The sequence below is a fragment of the Paeniglutamicibacter cryotolerans genome, from assembly GCF_014190875.1.
Lineage (GTDB): Bacteria > Actinomycetota > Actinomycetes > Actinomycetales > Micrococcaceae > Paeniglutamicibacter > Paeniglutamicibacter cryotolerans.
In genome coordinates, this window is the sequence record NZ_JACHVS010000002.1 from 1,062,209 (window position 1) to 1,079,944 (window position 17,736).

Genomic DNA, 17,736 nt, shown 5'->3' on the forward strand with positions numbered 1-17,736 from the left:
GGGACGCCTTTCCATGAACCGCCTGATGACGGTGCCTATATCGTGGCCCCGCGGCCCGGAGGGGTCAACAGTTGTTCGGCGGGAACCCAACAGATACCAAATCGCAACCGCGTATCGAAGGAGTCGACTAATTTTCCTCCAATTTGAGCATCGCCTCCGGGCCGCTGGCCCGAAGCCGTCAGCGGCTGGCGGCAAAGTCGGGCGCGAGCGCATGCTCCAGCCGGACAATCACCGACTTGGAGACCGGCGTATTGCTGTCCTCGGCCGTATCGGCGAGCGCGACCAACACGTTCGCCTCGGGGAAGTACGCTGCTGCACAGCCGCGAGCCGTCGGGTAGGTCACGAGGCGCAGTTGGCGCATCACCCGGTCGTGCCCGTCGGCGGACTCGCTGTGCACGTCGACGTAGCCGCCATCGGCGAAGCCGAGCTCGCGCAAATCATCGGGGTTCACGAAGATGACGTTTCGACCTTTTTTGATGCCTCGGTACCTGTCGTTAAGGCTGTAGGTGGTCGTATTGAACTGGTCGTGCGAGCGCAGCGACTGCAGGATCAGTCGTCCGGGCGGCAGCTCAAGCGCCTCCAGCTCGTTGACGGTGATCACCGCCTTGCCGCTCGGGGTGGGGAAGCGGCGTTCATCACGCGGCGGGTGGGCGAGAATGAAGCCCCCGAGCCGGCGCACCTTCACGTTGTAGCCCTCACAGCCCTCCGCCACGTGGGAGATATGCTCCCGGATCACATCGTAGTCATCCCTGAAACCCTCCCAGTCGATCGGGTGCCCGTCCCCCAGTACCGCCCGGGCCATGTCGGAGATGATGGCCACCTCGGAACGCATGTCCTGCGATACCGGCTGCACCCGGCCCTGTGATGCATGCACTGCACAGAGCGTGTCCTCAACGGTGACGAATTGGGGGCCCGAGGCCTGCACGTCGATGTCGCTGCGGCCCAGCGTCGGCAGGATGATCGCTGCCTCTCCCACGTGGGCGTGGGACAGGTTGAGTTTCGTGGAGATCTGGACCGAGAGCCGGGTGGCCGCCATCGCTTGTTGTGCCACTGCGGTGTCGGATATTGCCGAGACCAGATTGCCGCCCAGCGCGACGAAGACCTTGACCTTTCCCTCGTGCATTGCCTGGATGCTTTGCACCGCATCCAGCCCATGCTTGCGCGGCGGGTTGAAGTCGAATTCGGCGGCGAGGCGGTCCATGAAATCCTCTGGCATCTGCTCCCAGATGCCCATGGTCCGATCCCCTTGCACGTTGGAGTGGCCGCGGATCGGACACGGGCCGGCACCGGGTTTGCCGATGTTACCGCGCAGCAGGAGCAGGTTCATGATCTCCTTGATCGTGGGCACCGCCTTCTTGTGCTGGGTCAGGCCCATCGCCCACGTGATGATCACGTTCTCCGCCGCCAGATAGCGTCGGGTGAGCTCGTCGATCTGTGCGCTTTCCAAACCCGTCGCAGCGAGCACGTCGGCTTCCTTCAGGGTGGAGAGGTGCTCCCGGTATTCCTGAAGCCCGATGCAGTGCTCGCGCAGGAACTTGTGGTCCAGCACGGATCCAGGTGCAGCATCCTCTGCCTCGAAGACGCGCTTGGACACGGCCTGCAGCAGCGCCATGTCACCGGCGAGCCGCACCTGCAGATACTGGTCCGCCATGTCGACCCCCCGGCCAATGAGGCCGCGCGGACGCTGCGGGTTCTTGAAGTTGATCAGTCCGGCCTCGAGCAGCGGATTGACGGCAACGATCTGCGTCCCGGCAAGCTTCGCCTCTTCCAATGCGGTGAGCATGCGCGGGTGGTTGGTGCCAGGGTTCTGTCCCATGATGATGATCAGGTCGGCCTTGGCAAAATCCTCGTAGTGGATGGCCGCCTTGCCCACGCCGATGCTTTCGGCCATGGCCTTGCCCGTTGATTCATGGCACATGTTCGAGCAGTCCGGGAGGTTGTTCGTGCCGTAGGCCCGGGCAAAGAGCTGATAGGCGAAGGCCGCCTCGTTGCTGGCCCGCCCGCTGGTGTAAAAGGTTGCCTCGTCGGGGGAATCCAGTGCGTTCAGCTCCCGGGCGATGATGCCGAAGGCATTGTCCCAGGAGATCGGCCGGTAGTGATCGAAACCGGCAGGCTTGTAGACCGGCTCGATGAGCCGACCCTGCTGTCCCAGCCAGTATTCGGAACGCTCACGCAGAGCGGAGACCGGGTGCTCGGCCCAGAACGTTGTCGGGACGGTCAAGGTGTCCGCTTCCCAGCTCACCGCCTTGGCACCGTTTTCACAGAATTCGGCGACCTTGCGGTCCGGCGGGTCCGGCCAGGCGCAGCTCATGCAGTCGAACCCGTCCTTCTGGTTCATGTGCAGCAGCGTTTTGAGCCCTCGTTGCGGGCCCATCTCCTCCCACGCCAGCGGCATCGAATGGATCAGGCTGGGTAGGCCGACGGCGCTTCGCTTCGGCGGACCGACCACCAGGTCCTTGTCCGTCGGATCCTCTTTCAGTGGCTTGCTGGCCATGGCCGCCGCCCCCTTCTCCGGGACGCGCGGGACCCGTTAGAGATCTTCGCCGCTACGGAAGGACCACTCACGCAGAAAGTCCGTTACCGCCGGTGTCGTATGGGATCCTGTTTAGCACCGGCGCCACTTGCAAGCAAGGCCTCGGGCCAGAAGTTTGGGCTCCGCACTCCCCTGGGAGCGCTACTTGAAAGCACGGGGAACCCAATTTGCACACTCGCAGGTAGACGAGATTCCGAGCTCGTCCCCGCAGGCGCGGGGAACATGCCAACCGCGCTTCGTGCTCTGTCGTGGCCCGGGCTCATATACGCAGGCGCGGGGAACACCCGGTGCGGCCCGGACACGGTGCCATCGGACAAGGCTCATACCCGCAGGCGCGGGGAAGACGCAGGTGGTTACAGTTCATCTTCCGTGATGGTGGGCTCATACCCGCAGGCGCGGGGAAGACGATGCCACATAGTGGGCACTGGTGTTGGCAGTGGCTCATACCCGCAGGCGCGGGGAAGACCGGTCTTTGATATGGTCGATGCGCTCACGTTCGGGCTCATACCCGCAGGCGCGGGGAAGACACATGCCCACTTGAATCGTTGCAATCATCCATGCCTATTCCGAGTCAGTTTCAGCGACGATTCCCTCTCCGGTATTTGCTCATATTGCTCCACCCGACCCGTAGGCCCATGTCGTCCGCTACGGCAGCCGGTTGCGATTCCAGGTCAGCATGCTCGGTTGACTCCAGCACCAGTGGCTTCGGAGAAATAGAATCAGCACGCGGACGCGCAATCAACTTGACCCCGTCAAAATCCTTCACTCCCCATTTATGCCGGTGCACCTTGAATTCGAGTCGCTGTTCGTTACGCGCGGGATGGATCAGGATTGCTCGTCCGTCTTTGCAAAGGACCTTGACTTCGGCCCAAATGGAGTCCCTTATTCTCGCCGAGACGGTGCCCGCGAACACGCCGGCACTGACTTCAAGTAGCCAACGGCTGAGGAAACCCCTCAAGCCCGGCGGACACGAGGAAAGGACCAGCACCATCATGAGGTCTCACCCACCTCGGAGTAGTTGCTACCGCTGGCAAGCATTCCCTGCTGGTAGTCCCAGATGCTGACCACGTCCTGGGACAAGTCGTTCTCTTCCACCTCGAAGTCCGGAAGCAACAGCTTTTGGATATCGACCGAACACCGCGTGAGCAACCTGGATTCAAACACGGCATCCCGCACCGCCTGGCGCACACTTGAGGCGATATCCGCCGGCATCGAGGCGGTAACCTCGAACGCCAGCGGAATGGAGATCTCAGCTTTGTAGAGGTCCGCAATGTCGTAGACGAACGACTTGTCGTGGCCGCTGTGGACAAACCCAAGTCCGGGAGAACAACCCAAGGAGACAATGACCGTATGTACGATGCCATAGAGGCAGGTGTGAGCCGCCGTGAGTGCCTGGTTGATGTCGTCGCTGGCATTGAAGTCGTCCGGACGGTAGTCCCGGCGCTCCCAGTTGACTTTCCATTTTTCTGATTGTTCGCGGTAGACCCGCTTGACCCTGGCACCTTCCCTACCACGGAGCTGTTGCATGGTGGTGCCTTCAAGATCCTCGCCGGGAAATCGCATCTCATACATTAGCCGGGCCACTGCAACCCGGGATTGCCGGTTCGAGACAAGCCGCGCCTGCGCCTCGAGCAGCCGTGAAGACCGGGCGAGAGAGCGGCCATGCGCGTAGTACCGCACACCCTTCTCCCCCACCCAGACCGCCGTTGCCCCGCAATCCGCCAGCAACGACATCGCCTGATGTGTCACTCTCGTACCCGGGCCGAAGAGTAGTGTGCCGATGGACGCGGCAGGCACGTGGACAACGGAGTCCTTATCCGTCACAGTCAGCGCATTCTGATCACGATGCACAGTGCATCTCTCCAGATAGAGAAATGAAATCCGGTCGGAAACACGGGTCAGTGCGGGAAGCTCTACGGGCCGCTTGGAGGGCGTGGGACCGGCCATGTCAGCGGTTCAGCGCCGATATGGTCATTAGACCCACCCCATAGGCTTTGCCGCGCCCAATCCCTGAAACCAGGGCGCTGCGAAACTTCTCCGGGTCATCAACCCTCAATCCACCGGCAAATACCGTACCGGCGATCGTCAATGTCGATTTCTCGCGCTTGAATCGGGCGTTACCGGAAGCAACGATCTTCACCAATGGGGTGCCATCAGTCTCAACCAGGGGTGAAAACCCGTGAGCGTTACCCTGCCTGGCCAGCCAGTCGAGCTGGTCGGCTTCCCGGATCAGGGCTACCCGTTTTCCCCTGGTCAGTTCGGGCCGTTTCCCATTCGGTGTACCCACATCGACTGCCGCTTTGACGGTGTTGCCCAATAGCCGGAAGTTGTATTTGTTCCCAGGCGCCACGTGGTCCAGATTCGGCCCGTACTCCCTGCTCAGTGGTTCAGTTCCAGCCACTCCTGCCTCGGCATGGAATGCCGAGGCATCTGGTCGGTCGTTGCTGACAATGTAGAGCCAAGTGTTGCTGGGAAACGTGTCCATCCTCCAGATCACGCGTTTGTCCCCGGAGTGGCCGTGCGGCGCTGGGGCAAACATCTTCATGATGGCCCCATGTGTCCGATGTGGATTTGTCAGGTACGGCATGGCACCGCGCGAAGTCGGATCGATCGAAATCCTGGTCAGATAGGTCATGAGGCTGGCTCCATAGGAATCATGGGATCGTGGTCACCGAGGATGCCCCCCAGATCGGGTTTTGATGCTCCTTGGCCATGGGGGTTTGGAATGACGACGTCACCGAGTCGGACAGTGGCCCTCGGCAGGTATTGCCGGTGCCTCGGGTCGAACGAAACCGGCAGGTCACGTAATAGTTCGGCACCAGGCGCACCGGGTTTGGCATCGGCATGCAGCTCAAGTCGGAACTTCTGTTCCTTGCCGTGGCGTCGTTGATAGGTCTCCGAACTTCGTAGCGGCAGATTGTTCAGGGCTTCGACCGCAGTGCCAGCGAGCAGCCCGGTTGGTGAATCATCGGTGCCGCGTTGCCCGATGGGACGGTCAGGCAGGCATGACCGTCGCCCGAGAAACAGCGGGTATTTGGGAACCATAAGTGCATCGGCTATCGCCACGAGTAGTTCCGGATCCCCCGAAAGCGCCGCGGTGAAGTGTGCATCGGCCAGGTAGTATCGGCGGCTCAACGGCATCCGCTTCGATTTGTCCTGGGATAGCGACACCTGGAAGTCTTCGAGCAAGGTTCCGGGTTGCTCGGTACGTACTGCGAATACCAATCCCACCAGATCATCTACGGGCTCCTGCCGCGAGCGGCCCAGTGCACTGGCGACAAGTCCGATGACGCCGCTCTTGGTCGGCTGCGGCCTGGTGAATCGCACCGTGAACCGGCTATCGGCTCCCCAGGACTGCAGGGGACCCGAAAGGGTGAGCAGAACAGACGACGTGCCGGTCACTTTGCGGCCTCGAGGTGTTCCCGGACCATCCTGTCCACTTCCCCAATGGCATCATCAATGGAACCTGTCGATCCCAATGCCGCCAGCGCCGCTGCGGCCTGGTTCGGAGTCGAGACGAAGCGCGTGGTCTTCAGCCCATAGGACCCGTCGAACCCCTTTACATGCTGAACGAGCACTTCAGAGGCAACGCGCATGCGAGACTTGCCGTCAGTCGCATGCACTTCCTCCTCGAAGGCCCCGACCCAGCTCAGCGGCTGGTCATGGCTGATGCTGATCACCACGGCATCAGGAAGGGTGCGGTTGGCAAAGCTGTTCTGCTTGCCCGTAGGCATCGACCTGATGAAGCTGCCGACGAATCCTGCCGTCGCCTTTGCCACAAGATCGGCATCGCCCAAGGTGCCGTGCAGTGAATTGATGTTCACCGTTGCATAGCGGTAAAGCGTTGATGATGTGAACTCGACCGTGCCAATCATGTCGGCGCCGGCCTCCTCTCCCTTATCCCGCTTGAGGTCATCCATCGCCGTGTAATAGTCGAACTCCGGGGTGGCTTCATGGATGCTGATCGCGTGGGCCACCTGGGCAGATGCGTCAACTGACAGGTCCTGTGCGTCGGCGATCATCCGGCCGAACAGGGCAACGTCGACCGCGTGGTCTGCCTTCAGGACCTTGGTGGCGTCCTTGGCCGCAACCGTGCCATTTCCCGAGATGATCAGATCCGCCAACTTATTGGCCTGTGCAACCCCGAGGAACAGCAAGTACCCGCTTACGGGCATCTGCTCGGCTTCGGGTTCGGGCGCCATTTCTCCCTTTTTTGGCTTCGCGACGCGTTTCTTAGGCGCGTCGGTTTTGATCTTCGCTGCCAGAAGCGCGGCTTGCGCCCATACCTGCGCTTCGTCCGCGTGCTCCGGCGCCTTCGCCGTAATGGCGTTTGCCAGCATGGTTACCACGTTCTTCGTCCGCTTGCCCAGCACCTCGGCATCGAAGGATTCCTCGAAGTCGGATCGGATGGCACGCTTCCAGGCTTGGCTGGAAACACGCTGCCGCACGATGCCGCCGTAGATTGCCGTCTTCGGCGATCCTGATTCGTCCCTGTTGATGTTATTGGGGGGCAGAGTCTGCAAGGCGTGGATATCGATATAGAGGTTTTTCATGGTTCTTCCCTTCGGTGGGTGAAACTAACAGCGTCTGGAATTTGGAAGCTAAACGGTGGCTTCCGGGGATTCGACTTCGAGTTCAGACTCCGAGTTTCGCTTGAAGCATGCGAAGTCGCGGCCCCATCGCAGCAGGACAGCCTTCCGGTCCTTCGGTGTCATCAGCCCACGAAGATCCACGGCGAACATGGCGTAATCGAAGGCAATGCCGGAAGTCCGTAGGAGTCTAATGATCGATCCGACATGATGCTGGATTTCCTGCGGTGAGGTCGAAGTGGCGAGCGCGTCGAACCGACGCTTTACTGATTCCGGTGAGCGGTCCCCGGAGGTGGCAAGCTCGCGGATGGAAGATGCGAACGGCCGGACAGCCGAGTGCATAGATCGATCACGGGTGGACTGCTGATGCACCGCGTATAGGCACAAGGCCAGATGCGACGCCCACTCCGAGGGGCTTGGGTTTTTTCCCTTGCCTTGAAGCCTCTCCGGTAGGCCCATCAGAGTGAACTCCCAGATGGCTGGGTTTGAGCCGGGAGGCTGGCCCACCGCTTGGCGCAAATGCGCCATGGCTTTCACCTCGTTTGCTGCATTCGCCGCATAACCTCGGAATAGTTGATTGACCCGAGCATTCATATGTCCGAACAATTCACTGGACATGTGTTTCCTCCGTTGTTGGGTTGTTGGTGTGTTCCGGCGATTCGGTGGCTACCGGGAATTCCTCGAACACATGCTTGGCAAAAGCATTTGTGGCGGTATGCGCCGTTCGCAAATGGCCATCCGCGTCGAAGCGCCCCTGAATGCTGCGAGGGCTGGCCTTGCGCAGCAAGGCATCGGAGTGCTTGAACAGGATCCCGCGGGCTGCCACGTTCCACGCGATGGCGAATTCCGTGGCCTCCTGATCGACGGAGATCCCCTTGAGCCAGTTCCGAAACAACGTGTCGAATTCAAAGTAGACAGCCGACAAAACCATGCCCTGATCAGTGGGCCGGTCATTTCCCCCGGCTACGAGTATCTGTTCGGCCAGCTTTCCCAACCTGTAGACGGCCGTCTCCGTTCGCTTGACCGCATCGATCGCCATTCCTCGGTGTCGAACGCCCTGTGGAGTCAGCAGTGATGCCTCAAGGGATAGTTGGTCGCAGTACAGGTTCTGGAATGAGGAGTCCTGAGTTCCATAGGAGAATCCGACCAGAACCGTGTTCATGTGATAGCCAGGTGGCAACATGCCGGCGGTCATCAGCACCGACAGGCGGTGGACCACTGCAGGGCGGCCGGCGTCGGCGGCGCCCGAGGCCGAAACCTCCCCGGAGCCGATCAGAGCGCCCAGTCCTCGCCATGCCGATCGATCCGGGTCATGCCGTTTGGGCATCCATACCTGATCGAGCTTCAGGGCCTTCGCCTGAGTCAGGCTGTCCCGCCACAGGCTCATTGGTTCGAACACATGCGAATTCTGTGGGATCAGGCGGTCCCCGTTAGTCACGAGTGCGCTAATGATTCCGTCGGCATCCGCTTTGAGCCGGACCCTGCGTGAGGACCAAGTGAAAATGTCTGAATCACCGATCGGGAAAACCTGGGTACCGTCCGGGTCCTTCTCCGTCGCGTTATCGCCCCTTGCCGAAGCCCCCGTCAGAGCAGACCGCTCCCAGACGGCAGAATCGGCATCGTCTCGCCCACGCTCATTGAAGTGAAGGTTCAGCAACAGTGTTTCTTTCAGGGTGGCACCTTGCAGATAGAGTCCGCCGAGCTGTCCCGCCCAGCCGGCTCCAATCGGATAGCCTTTCCCGCCGCTCACCCTGCGGTCATCGGTGGCACCAGGTTTGATTCCGGAATAATCGAACGCCTGCACATGGACCAGCCAACGTGCCGCTTCGGCGAACCCAAGGCGATCCAGCGCACTGCCGCTCCGCGTCGTAAAGTAATGCGCACCGGCCGGCACATCGGCAATCAATCGGGCGGGAGAGTCACTATCTCCCTTGGCCGTCTGCAGCCCAGGAACCTGCATGAAGGGCCTGACCGGATCCAACAGATTGAAGCTGCCCGAAATTCCCTCCTTGTCCAGATACTTCGCGATGCGGGTGACATCGAGGGTATACGCGGCCCACGCTTCGGCCCATGTCTCATCGGCATCCTGGACTTGGCCATGTGCCTGGCGTAGGACCGCAAGAAGCACCCGAATAATGGCGAAGTCGATGGTTGGCAGCTCATTGGACATGCAACCGATTTGGTGTGCCCTGGCAAAGAGCTCAACAATACCGACGTCGCCAATGGATCCGTCCAGGTTTTGGACGGTTATCCACGCATCATGCCGTAGGTCGAATACCGGCACCGTTTCCTCGTTCATAGTGTGTGCTCTTTCGTTGGATTGACGACGATGAGACCGAGATGCTTGTCGTAGCTCAGGTCGCGGCCGGCCAGTGTGCCGCGGGAATGTTCGTCTAGGAAGAGGACGAGCTGACCCTTGAGTAGCTTTTCCTCCTGCCATGAGGCGACTCCCTGTTGCTCCAGCTCGGTAAGCGTCCTATCGAAGTCCTCGAAACTCCGTGAGAATTCCAGTGGTAGCCGAATACTGTTGCGCATGATGTCCCGGGCCATGGTCGGATCGTCAATTCGGGCCTGATCGGTCAGGTTCACATTCGCCAGTTTTTCCTGCCACTCGAATCCGCTGATTCCGTCGGGCGTACGCCGCATCAGTATGACCTCGAAGGAATCCTCAATGTCCCTGACGCTGCTGACCGCTGCTGCTTCTTCCCGGGCTGCTGCGGCAAGCCCGGTGGTGACTTGACCCAACATGGGTTTGATACCGGCCGAGTCCAGCAGCAGATTGAGCTTGGTGCCAGGCCGTGGAATAAGCCCGGTCAATGCACGCTGGCGTTTTTTGGCATCTGCTAAATGAGCCTTCTGGGCTAATTCGTCCTTGTTGTGTGTCCACTCTGCTGGAAAGACAACGTCATCTCCGTATGCCTGCTGAACAAGGGTTGCCGCCTGATGAGGCAGCTGGACACCTTTCTCCCAGGCGGATTCCCTTTCCAGGATGGCCAGAGTGCTGAACAGCGCATATTCCTGATAGATGGCAGCAGCACTTCGTTCTAGCGTTGGATTGGAATCGTTCCATGATGACAGGCCCCGAACCCAAACCTCGGGTGTTCCCATGGCAGCCGGGCGCCTGTCACGGCGATGCCTATGGAGGCGCCCTACCCGTTGGATCAACAGATCCATCGGGGCGATATCTGTCACCAGCAAGTCGAAATCTATGTCAAGGGACTGCTCCAGAACCGAGGTTCCCACAACGACCCTCAAGCTCGGCCGGTTGACACCATTTCGCGGCGGACCCAAGAATGAAAGGAGGTCCTCCTCGAGCCGTAGGCGGTCAGCCGTCAGGAAACGCGAGTGCAGCAACGAGGCCGCACCTCCGGTCTTGTCGTTGAAGAACGCGTATGCGTCTTGCGCCCTACGAATCGTGTTGCACACGATTCCCACGATTCCCCCGCTGGCAAGCCGCGGTTCCATTGCCTCCCATAGGCGTTCCAGGTCATCTTCTACCTTGACCAGACGGTAGCCCTTCGGATCGGATTCCAGCGGGATGTCTATGCTCTGGATTCCGTCCTCGCCGGCAACAGTGATCCGAGGGTACCCTCCGTCTTGAGGCAGGGCTTTGACAACGACTTCGACATCGGCGACGCCCTCTAGACCGGCTTTCTCTTGCCTCATGCGGATAGGACCGTAGTATGCCTCGATGAGCGCGTGCTTCTGCGCCCAGGGTAGTGTCGCCGTCATGAGGATGACTGGCACTTCGTAGAGCGCCAGCCATTCTAGGGACCGCTTCAAGAACTCCGCCATATGGCTATCCGCCGCATGCACCTCGTCGATGATCACAATCTTGGAGGCAAGTCCAAGATGCCGCAGACAATAGTGCTTTGTGTTCAGAGCAGCCATCAGGATCTGGTCAATGGTCACAACTGCGATGTTCGGCTGCAGCACACGTTTTCGATCTGAATAGAAGTGGTGGACGATGGCGTCATGCCCACCGTTTCCATCGTCATCGTCGTGGATCAGCGGGGCATTCATGCGTTGAATAGGCAGGGCTGCATACGACTCGTTGTACTGGGACTTGCTATGTCCCAGGGAGAAAGTGGGGGTCCCGGTTCCGTCTGCGATGGTCTTCTGGAGCCATCCCAGGCAGCGGTTCATGATGGCATCCGTGGTGGCCATCGTTGGCAAGGCAAAGACCATCCCGTCCAGTCCCATTTTCCCTGCGATGGCTTCCGCAGCCGCCAGGGCCATCTCGGTCTTGCCGCTTCCGGTAGGTGCCTCGACTACATAAAGGGACGCTGTATCACGATGTTGAACCAGCTCGTAGAGCGCATTTTGGACGGCGTTGGGTACGGCTCCGCTTGGCAGCTCGAAGCGCTTTTCGAAATAGTCCATTACCGTGTCCGGCGCTTTTCCAAAAGCCCACGCCTCCGGAAGGCCCAATGACTTGAAGGCGCGGCGTAATCGACTGCTGCGATCCCGTGGCATGCCGTCGGTTTCCAAATCGAAGATGCCGGCGTTACTCGATGCCCAGTCGGCCAGAATGACGATTCCGGTCAGAAGAACCTGGCTTCGCGGTTTGATTCCAATATTCCTCAGCTTGTCCAAGACCGCCTCTGCATCTGAATCTTCAAGCCAAGCATTGAGCAAATCAAACTGGGCGTCGGACCACCCAGAGATGCTCGGGGCACAAGCCAGACCGCTGACAGTTGATGCGTCAGGGAACCTTCCATGATGGCCCCCAGAGACCATGGACAGGGACAACGAGATCCGCATGGAATATCCTTGCTGTTCTTGAAGCCACCGCGAAATATTGGCCATTCCAAGAACCGAATGCGGCAGAAGGTCGTAATCGCCCCACCGGTCATTTCGCGAATAGACTTCACTGTCTATTCGTGCATACAAACTTGGAACCTGCTCTTGAAAATGTGGAGAGGCTTTACCGACGTCATGTGATGCGGCCAGGAAAGCCACCAGCTTTTCAGCGTCTTCAGGTGTCGATGACAAATCGGATGAAATCCTCGCCCGCAACCCCGGGGCCAGATGCTGCCAAATTTGTCGAGCTGAGGCCGCCGCGTCCAGTCCATGGGCATGCAGTGAAAGATGTAGCAGTTCGTCCGGCATATCTTTCCGGTTGGTCTTCGCCCAAAGTTCCGGGCGTATGTGTCCACTGACCTTGTCCCTCATGTTCCCCCAAACACATCCCATCGACTTATTTGTGAGCTTAGCGACCGTTGCCGACAAAATGGGTGACTGACTTCACCGTGTCCTATGGGCTACTCGGACAAACCAAGAGGAACCCCTGCTGATCCACTACCAAAAAGTATCAACAGGACAACCAGCGCTTTCCAGAGATGCGGTAATTCCAATGAAATCTCCCACGATGAACTACACGTCGTTGAAGCGATTCCCCGGATGAGTTCATGCGCAGAAACAAGCCGTGGATTCTGCATAGTCGCAATCGTTGCCCAAACCGATCTTGAGCGCTGATCAAGAAGGCTGGCGTGGTCGTCGGGCTGACGCCGCTGATGAGACCTGAACCGCGGCGGCAGCATCGTCACCCACCATGGCCAATCCATTGCCAGACCACCCGACGCGCAACGCCCCGTAGGCGTGGGGAACATGGCTGGTAGACCAAGCCGCAGGCCTCGATCTTGGGCTCCTCCCCGCAGGCGCGGGGAACATAGCACCACACGTCTCCTAATGCCTTGTGTGGCGGGCTCATCCCCGCAGGCGCGGGGAACATTTGCCCGCGACGTGCCGACGTCGGCGGCGGTCGGGCTCATCCCCGCAGGCGCGGGGAACATGCGTCGGCCACGTCATCGGACTCCTCGAACTTGGGCTCATCCCCGCAGGCGCGGGGAACATGCAGGGCGCGCCCGCTGGGGCCGTCGCGTACCGGGCTCATCCCCGCAGGCGCGGGGAACATCTCGTCCCGGACACCGACGGGAGCCCGCTCGTGGGCTCATCCCCGCAGGCGCGGGGAACATCCCGTCGCCGGTGGAGAATCGGCGCCCGTCTCAGGCTCATCCCCGCAGGCGCGGGGAACATGTGTGGCATGACGTGGAGCGCATGGGGCAACCGGGCTCATCCCCGCAGGCGCGGGGAACATTGGGGGGATGTTGCGCAACCACCACCCATGGTGGGCTCATCCCCGCAGGCGCGGGGAATATTCTGTGCCGGCGAAGCCGCTGTTGCCGTATGTGGGCTCATCCCCGCAGTCGCGGGGAACATTCCGTCCCTGTTTCGGAGACTTGGATCTTCCCGGGCTCATCCCCGCAGGCGCGGGGAACATCGCTGCACCCACTGCTGCGTCTCCCGGGCAAAGGGCTCATCCCCGCAGGCGCGGGGAACATCGGCGCACTTCAAGGGGATGGCTGGTTCGATCAGGGCTCATCCCCGCAGGCGCGGGGAACATATGCGGCGGTGGCCCCGATTGTCAGGGTGCCAGGGCTCATCCCCGCAGGCGCGGGGAACATCCTAATCCGGCATCGACTGCGGATCTTGACGTGGGCTCATCCCCGCAGGCGCGGGGAACATAATGGCCAAACTACAGAGCTGGGGGCAGCGATGGGCTCATCCCCGCAGGCGCGGGGAACATGCAACCTTGTTGAAGGTGCCGACGATGCCCTTGGGCTCATCCCCGCAGGCGCGGGGAACATGGCCATGCTCGAGCAGCGCGCCCGCAACGGGGGGCTCATCCCCGCAGGCGCGGGGAACATCCGACCGCCACGATTTTTGACACCGTCGAGCTGGGCTCATCCCCGCAGGCGCGGGGAACATGCCACCCCGCCCTCGGGGTTCACGCTGCGGGAGGGCTCATCCCCGCAGGCGCGGGGAACATGCGGCCGCGGCCTCCCGGGACGCGAGGAGCTCGGGCTCATCCCCGCAGGCGCGGGGAACATTGGCTGACCACCAAGCCGCTCGCCGGCTTCCTGGGCTCATCCCCGCAGGCGCGGGGAACATGCGAATGGTTCCGAGACGTTCCCATGCTGGCCGGGCTCATCCCCGCAGGCGCGGGGAACATAGCTCGGCGAAACCCTCTGGGGCGTCACGGCCGGGCTCATCCCCGCAGGCGCGGGGAACATATCGACGGAAGGCCGAAGCTGGTGAGCAGTGCGGGCTCATCCCCGCAGGCGCGGGGAACATATCGACGGAAGGCCGAAGCTGGTGAGCAGTGCGGGCTCATCCCCGCAGGCGCGGGGAACATGCGGTTGCCCCGCCGCCGCTGGTGGTCCGCCAGGGCTCATCCCCGCAGGCGCGGGGAACATCAGCCGACACGACGCGCGTCATGATCGGCGCGGGGCTCATCCCCGCAGGCGCGGGGAACATTCCGTCCCGGTGATCACGGACCCCAAGGCCATGGGCTCATCCCCGCAGGCGCGGGGAACATGTGAATGGAGAAAAATAATGGCACCCGTTGGTGGGCTCATCCCCGCAGGCGCGGGGAACATTCGATGGCTGTAGGCGTGGGCGCCGCGCTCACGGGCTCATCCCCGCAGGCGCGGGGAACATACTTTGACTGGCCCACTGTCACCCTGGCGGGGGGGGGCTCATCCCCGCAGGCGCGGGGAACATGACGTTTGCTGTTGCATGGCACTGATCGAATTGGGCTCATCCCCGCAGGCGCGGGGAACATGGGCGCTGGGATCAGGGAGACACTCTGGATCGGGGCTCATCCCCGCAGGCGCGGGGAACATAGTCATTGTATTTTCGTTTCCTTTAGTTAGTGGGGCTCATCCCCGCAGGCGCGGGGAACATTCCATCCCGATGAAGTTCGGCAAGGGCGAGTCGGCTCATCCCCGCAGGCGCGGGGAACATAAACGCGCTTAGAAAACGTTTATGGGCCTAGCGGGCTCATCCCCGCAGGCGCGGGGAACATTTCTGGAGTGGGGGTCAAAATTTTGGTTTCCTGGGCTCATCCCCGCAGGCGCGGGGAACATGGCACAGGTGCCAGAGTCGCGCACCGTTTCCTGGGCTCATCCCCGCAGGCGCGGGGAACATGCATTGAACCAATCGACTAGCAGCACTTCAGCGGGCTCATCCCCGCAGGCGCGGGGAACATATGACCGAGTTGGCTGCCCCCGTCTCGAGGGTGGGCTCATCCCCGCAGGCGCGGGGAACATGCCTCAAGATCACGGTCTACAGCAAGACGTTCGGGCTCATCCCCGCAGGCGCGGGGAACATCCGCCTTGACGATGCCATTGAGCGCGGCATACGGGCTCATCCCCGCAGGCGCGGGGAACATGTTTTTTTTATCAAAAAGATACTCGGCCCGGCGGGCTCATCCCCGCAGGCGCGGGGAACATGGACGTTTCAGCCCGAAAGGTTGGCTAGTCATGGGCTCATCCCCGCAGGCGCGGAGAACATAATGGCCAAACTACAGAGCTGGGGGCAGCGATGGGCTCATCCCCGCAGGCGCGGGGAACATCGTGGTGAACACCACCGCTGAAAGGGACGCGATGGGCTCATCCCCGCAGGCGCAGGGAACATTGCCACCGCTGCGGCAGAGGCTGAGCTGAACCGGGCTCATCCCCGCAGGCGCGGGGAACATAGCTCGGAGAATGTGGCGTGAATTTCGTATTTGGGCTCATCCCCGCAGGCGCGGGGAACATTCACGCACGAGTATGTCGGCATTCCCGGCCTCGGGCTCATCCCCGCAGGCGCGGGGAACATTCCTTGGTCATGTAGATGAACGAGTAGCCGCCGGGCTCATCCCCGCAGGCGCGGGGAACATGCAACCCGTAGTAAGGCTCCAAAGCCTCAGAAGGGCTCATCCCCGCAGGCGCGGGGAACATCACTCCTCCGACATGCTCGCCGCCGCCGGGTCGGGCTCATCCCCGCAGGCGCGGGGAACATCGTGATGTTGAAATCATCGCGCCCGGTGGAGAGGGCTCATCCCCGCAGGCGCGGGGAACATATTTCCCGCCGGGCGGCGACACCCACGGCGAAGGGCTCATCCCCGCAGGCGCGGGGAACATCATGTGCAATTGTTTCTGACAGTTCCCGCGCCGGGCTCATCCCCGCAGGCGCGGGGAACATGGTGGTGGTACGGGTGATCTTGAGGGGCCGTTGGGCTCATCCCCGCAGGCGCGGGGAACATGGGGGTGGGTGCCGGTAACGACTTACACGCACGGGCTCATCCCCGCAGGCGCGGGGAACATTAACGGTCGGTAGCGGTGGCGCGGATATCCCCGGGCTCATCCCCGCAGGCGCGGGGAACATGGTCTGGTCATGACCCTCGAACACTGCCAGGTGGGCTCATCCCCGCAGGCGCGGGGAACATAGGCTAGGGCGCTGGCTCCAGACTCAAGACGCGGGCTCATCCCCGCAGGCGCGGGGAACATTTGACGCTGCCGCCCCAACTGAAGAACGCGAAGGGCTCATCCCCGCAGGCGCGGGGAACATGCGCTGGCGTTAGATGAAGTATCGACCGCAGCGGGCTCATCCCCGCAGGCGCGGGGAACATAGGCTGATGCGGGCATGAAGATCATCACGGCCGGGCTCATCCCCGCAGGCGCGGGGAACATCTCTTCACTCCCAGTGCCCAGCAGGCCCGAAAGGGCTCATCCCCGCAGGCGCGGGGAACATGCTTGGATTGCACGACCGTCCATCCGGGCGGGGGGCTCATCCCCGCAGGCGCGGGGAACATTTGAAAGGTGTGTCACCCGCATCGAAAGAAACGGGGCTCATCCCCGCAGGCGCGGGGAACATGTGGAGAACCGTTCCATTCAGAACCCGGATGGGGGCTCATCCCCGCAGGCGCGGGGAACATATCACCTGTTGAACCGTGTCGGTTCGATGATTGGGCTCATCCCCGCAGGCGCGGGGAACATGTGGTGGGGTTGTGGAAGAACGGACCACCCATGGGCTCATCCCCGCAGGCGCGGGGAACATTCAGCCGTAGTCACACCGGAAGAAACACCCATGGGCTCATCCCCGCAGGCGCGGGGAACATGTGCACACCACCATAACGCGGTAGGCGTTATCGGGCTCATCCCCGCAGGCGCGGGGAACATTTGTTCAGCAGTCCGTCCAGCGCGGCGGTGGCGGGCTCATCCCCACAGGCGCGGGGAACATTCTGCGTGCCATGATTGCCTCCGTTTGTGGTTGGGCTCATCCCCGCAGGCGCGGGGAACATGGGGCCGGGGCCGTGACCCCGCCCTTGGCGACGGGCTCATCCCCGCAGGCGCGGGGAACATCTACTTACCCGATGAACACACCGCACTCATTCGGGCTCATCCCCGCAGGCGCGGGGAACATGGCCAGCAGGCGGCCCAAGGGCTTGAATATGCGGGCTCATCCCCGCAGGCGCGGGGAACATGTAAGGGCCGTCGGCGACGCGATCGCCGAGGTGGGCTCATCCCCGCAGGCGCGGGGAACATGTCACCGGCACGGCCATAATGCGGCCCGTTCGGGGCTCATCCCCGCAGGCGCGGGGAACATCGCGCCGCAGCAGCCATCAAGGTCGGCGACGCGGGCTCATCCCCGCAGGCGCGGGGAACATAAGTAGGCTGGCCTGATGACTCTCATGAATCAGGGCTCATCCCCGCAGACGCGGGGAACATCATCGCGCGCCTGTTCAGCTCCCGTGCGTGCCGGGCTCATCCCCGCAGGCGCGGGAAC

General features: G+C 61.7%; 9 protein-coding genes and 1 CRISPR repeat array. All 9 genes read right to left on the reverse strand.

Annotation, left to right across the window (positions count from 1 at the left end; translation table 11 throughout):
* Positions 1 to 178: 178 nt before the first annotated feature.
* The 9 genes from E9229_RS17995 to cas3 all read right to left on the reverse strand — a co-directional run bounded on the left by E9229_RS17995 (position 179) and on the right by cas3 (position 12,297).
* The gene (locus E9229_RS17995; RefSeq protein ID WP_183513035.1) at positions 179 to 2,494 is read right to left on the reverse strand and encodes an FdhF/YdeP family oxidoreductase; all 2,316 of its coding nucleotides are present in this window, start codon (positions 2,492 to 2,494) and stop codon (positions 179 to 181) included.
* Positions 2,495 to 3,110: 616 nt separating this feature from the next.
* Positions 3,111 to 3,527: a type I-E CRISPR-associated endoribonuclease Cas2e gene (gene cas2e / locus E9229_RS18000; protein ID WP_183513036.1), complete on the reverse strand. Its 417-nt coding sequence runs from the start codon at positions 3,525 to 3,527 to the stop codon at positions 3,111 to 3,113.
* Positions 3,524 to 4,480 carry a type I-E CRISPR-associated endonuclease Cas1e gene (gene cas1e, locus E9229_RS18005; protein WP_183513038.1) on the reverse strand — a complete coding sequence of 319 codons (957 nt, stop codon included), beginning with the start codon at positions 4,478 to 4,480 and terminating at the stop codon, positions 3,524 to 3,526. The genes cas2e and cas1e overlap by 4 nt, the downstream gene beginning before the upstream one ends.
* A 1-nt stretch (position 4,481) precedes the next feature.
* Complete coding sequence (gene cas6e, locus E9229_RS18010) at positions 4,482 to 5,168, reverse strand: type I-E CRISPR-associated protein Cas6/Cse3/CasE (RefSeq protein ID WP_183513039.1); 687 nt, start codon at positions 5,166 to 5,168, stop codon at positions 4,482 to 4,484.
* Positions 5,165 to 5,935: a type I-E CRISPR-associated protein Cas5/CasD gene (gene cas5e, locus E9229_RS18015; RefSeq protein ID WP_183513040.1), complete on the reverse strand. Its 771-nt coding sequence runs from the start codon at positions 5,933 to 5,935 to the stop codon at positions 5,165 to 5,167. The genes cas6e and cas5e overlap by 4 nt, the downstream gene beginning before the upstream one ends.
* Complete coding sequence (cas7e, locus tag E9229_RS18020; RefSeq protein ID WP_183513041.1) at positions 5,932 to 7,086, reverse strand: type I-E CRISPR-associated protein Cas7/Cse4/CasC; 1,155 nt, start codon at positions 7,084 to 7,086, stop codon at positions 5,932 to 5,934. Before cas7e ends, cas5e begins: the two co-directional genes overlap by 4 nt.
* Before the next feature lie 48 nt (positions 7,087 to 7,134).
* Positions 7,135 to 7,740 carry a type I-E CRISPR-associated protein Cse2/CasB gene (gene casB, locus E9229_RS18025; RefSeq protein WP_183513042.1) on the reverse strand — a complete coding sequence of 202 codons (606 nt, stop codon included), beginning with the start codon at positions 7,738 to 7,740 and terminating at the stop codon, positions 7,135 to 7,137.
* Positions 7,730 to 9,421 carry a type I-E CRISPR-associated protein Cse1/CasA gene (gene casA / locus E9229_RS18030; protein ID WP_183513043.1) on the reverse strand — a complete coding sequence of 564 codons (1,692 nt, stop codon included), beginning with the start codon at positions 9,419 to 9,421 and terminating at the stop codon, positions 7,730 to 7,732. The genes casB and casA overlap by 11 nt, the downstream gene beginning before the upstream one ends.
* Complete coding sequence (cas3, locus tag E9229_RS18035) at positions 9,418 to 12,297, reverse strand: CRISPR-associated helicase Cas3' (protein WP_183513045.1); 2,880 nt, start codon at positions 12,295 to 12,297, stop codon at positions 9,418 to 9,420. Before cas3 ends, casA begins: the two co-directional genes overlap by 4 nt.
* A 469-nt stretch (positions 12,298 to 12,766) precedes the next feature.
* Positions 12,767 to 17,678: a CRISPR direct-repeat array (repeat unit 29 nt; unit sequence GGGCTCATCCCCGCAGGCGCGGGGAACAT).
* Positions 17,679 to 17,736: the final 58 nt, after the last annotated feature.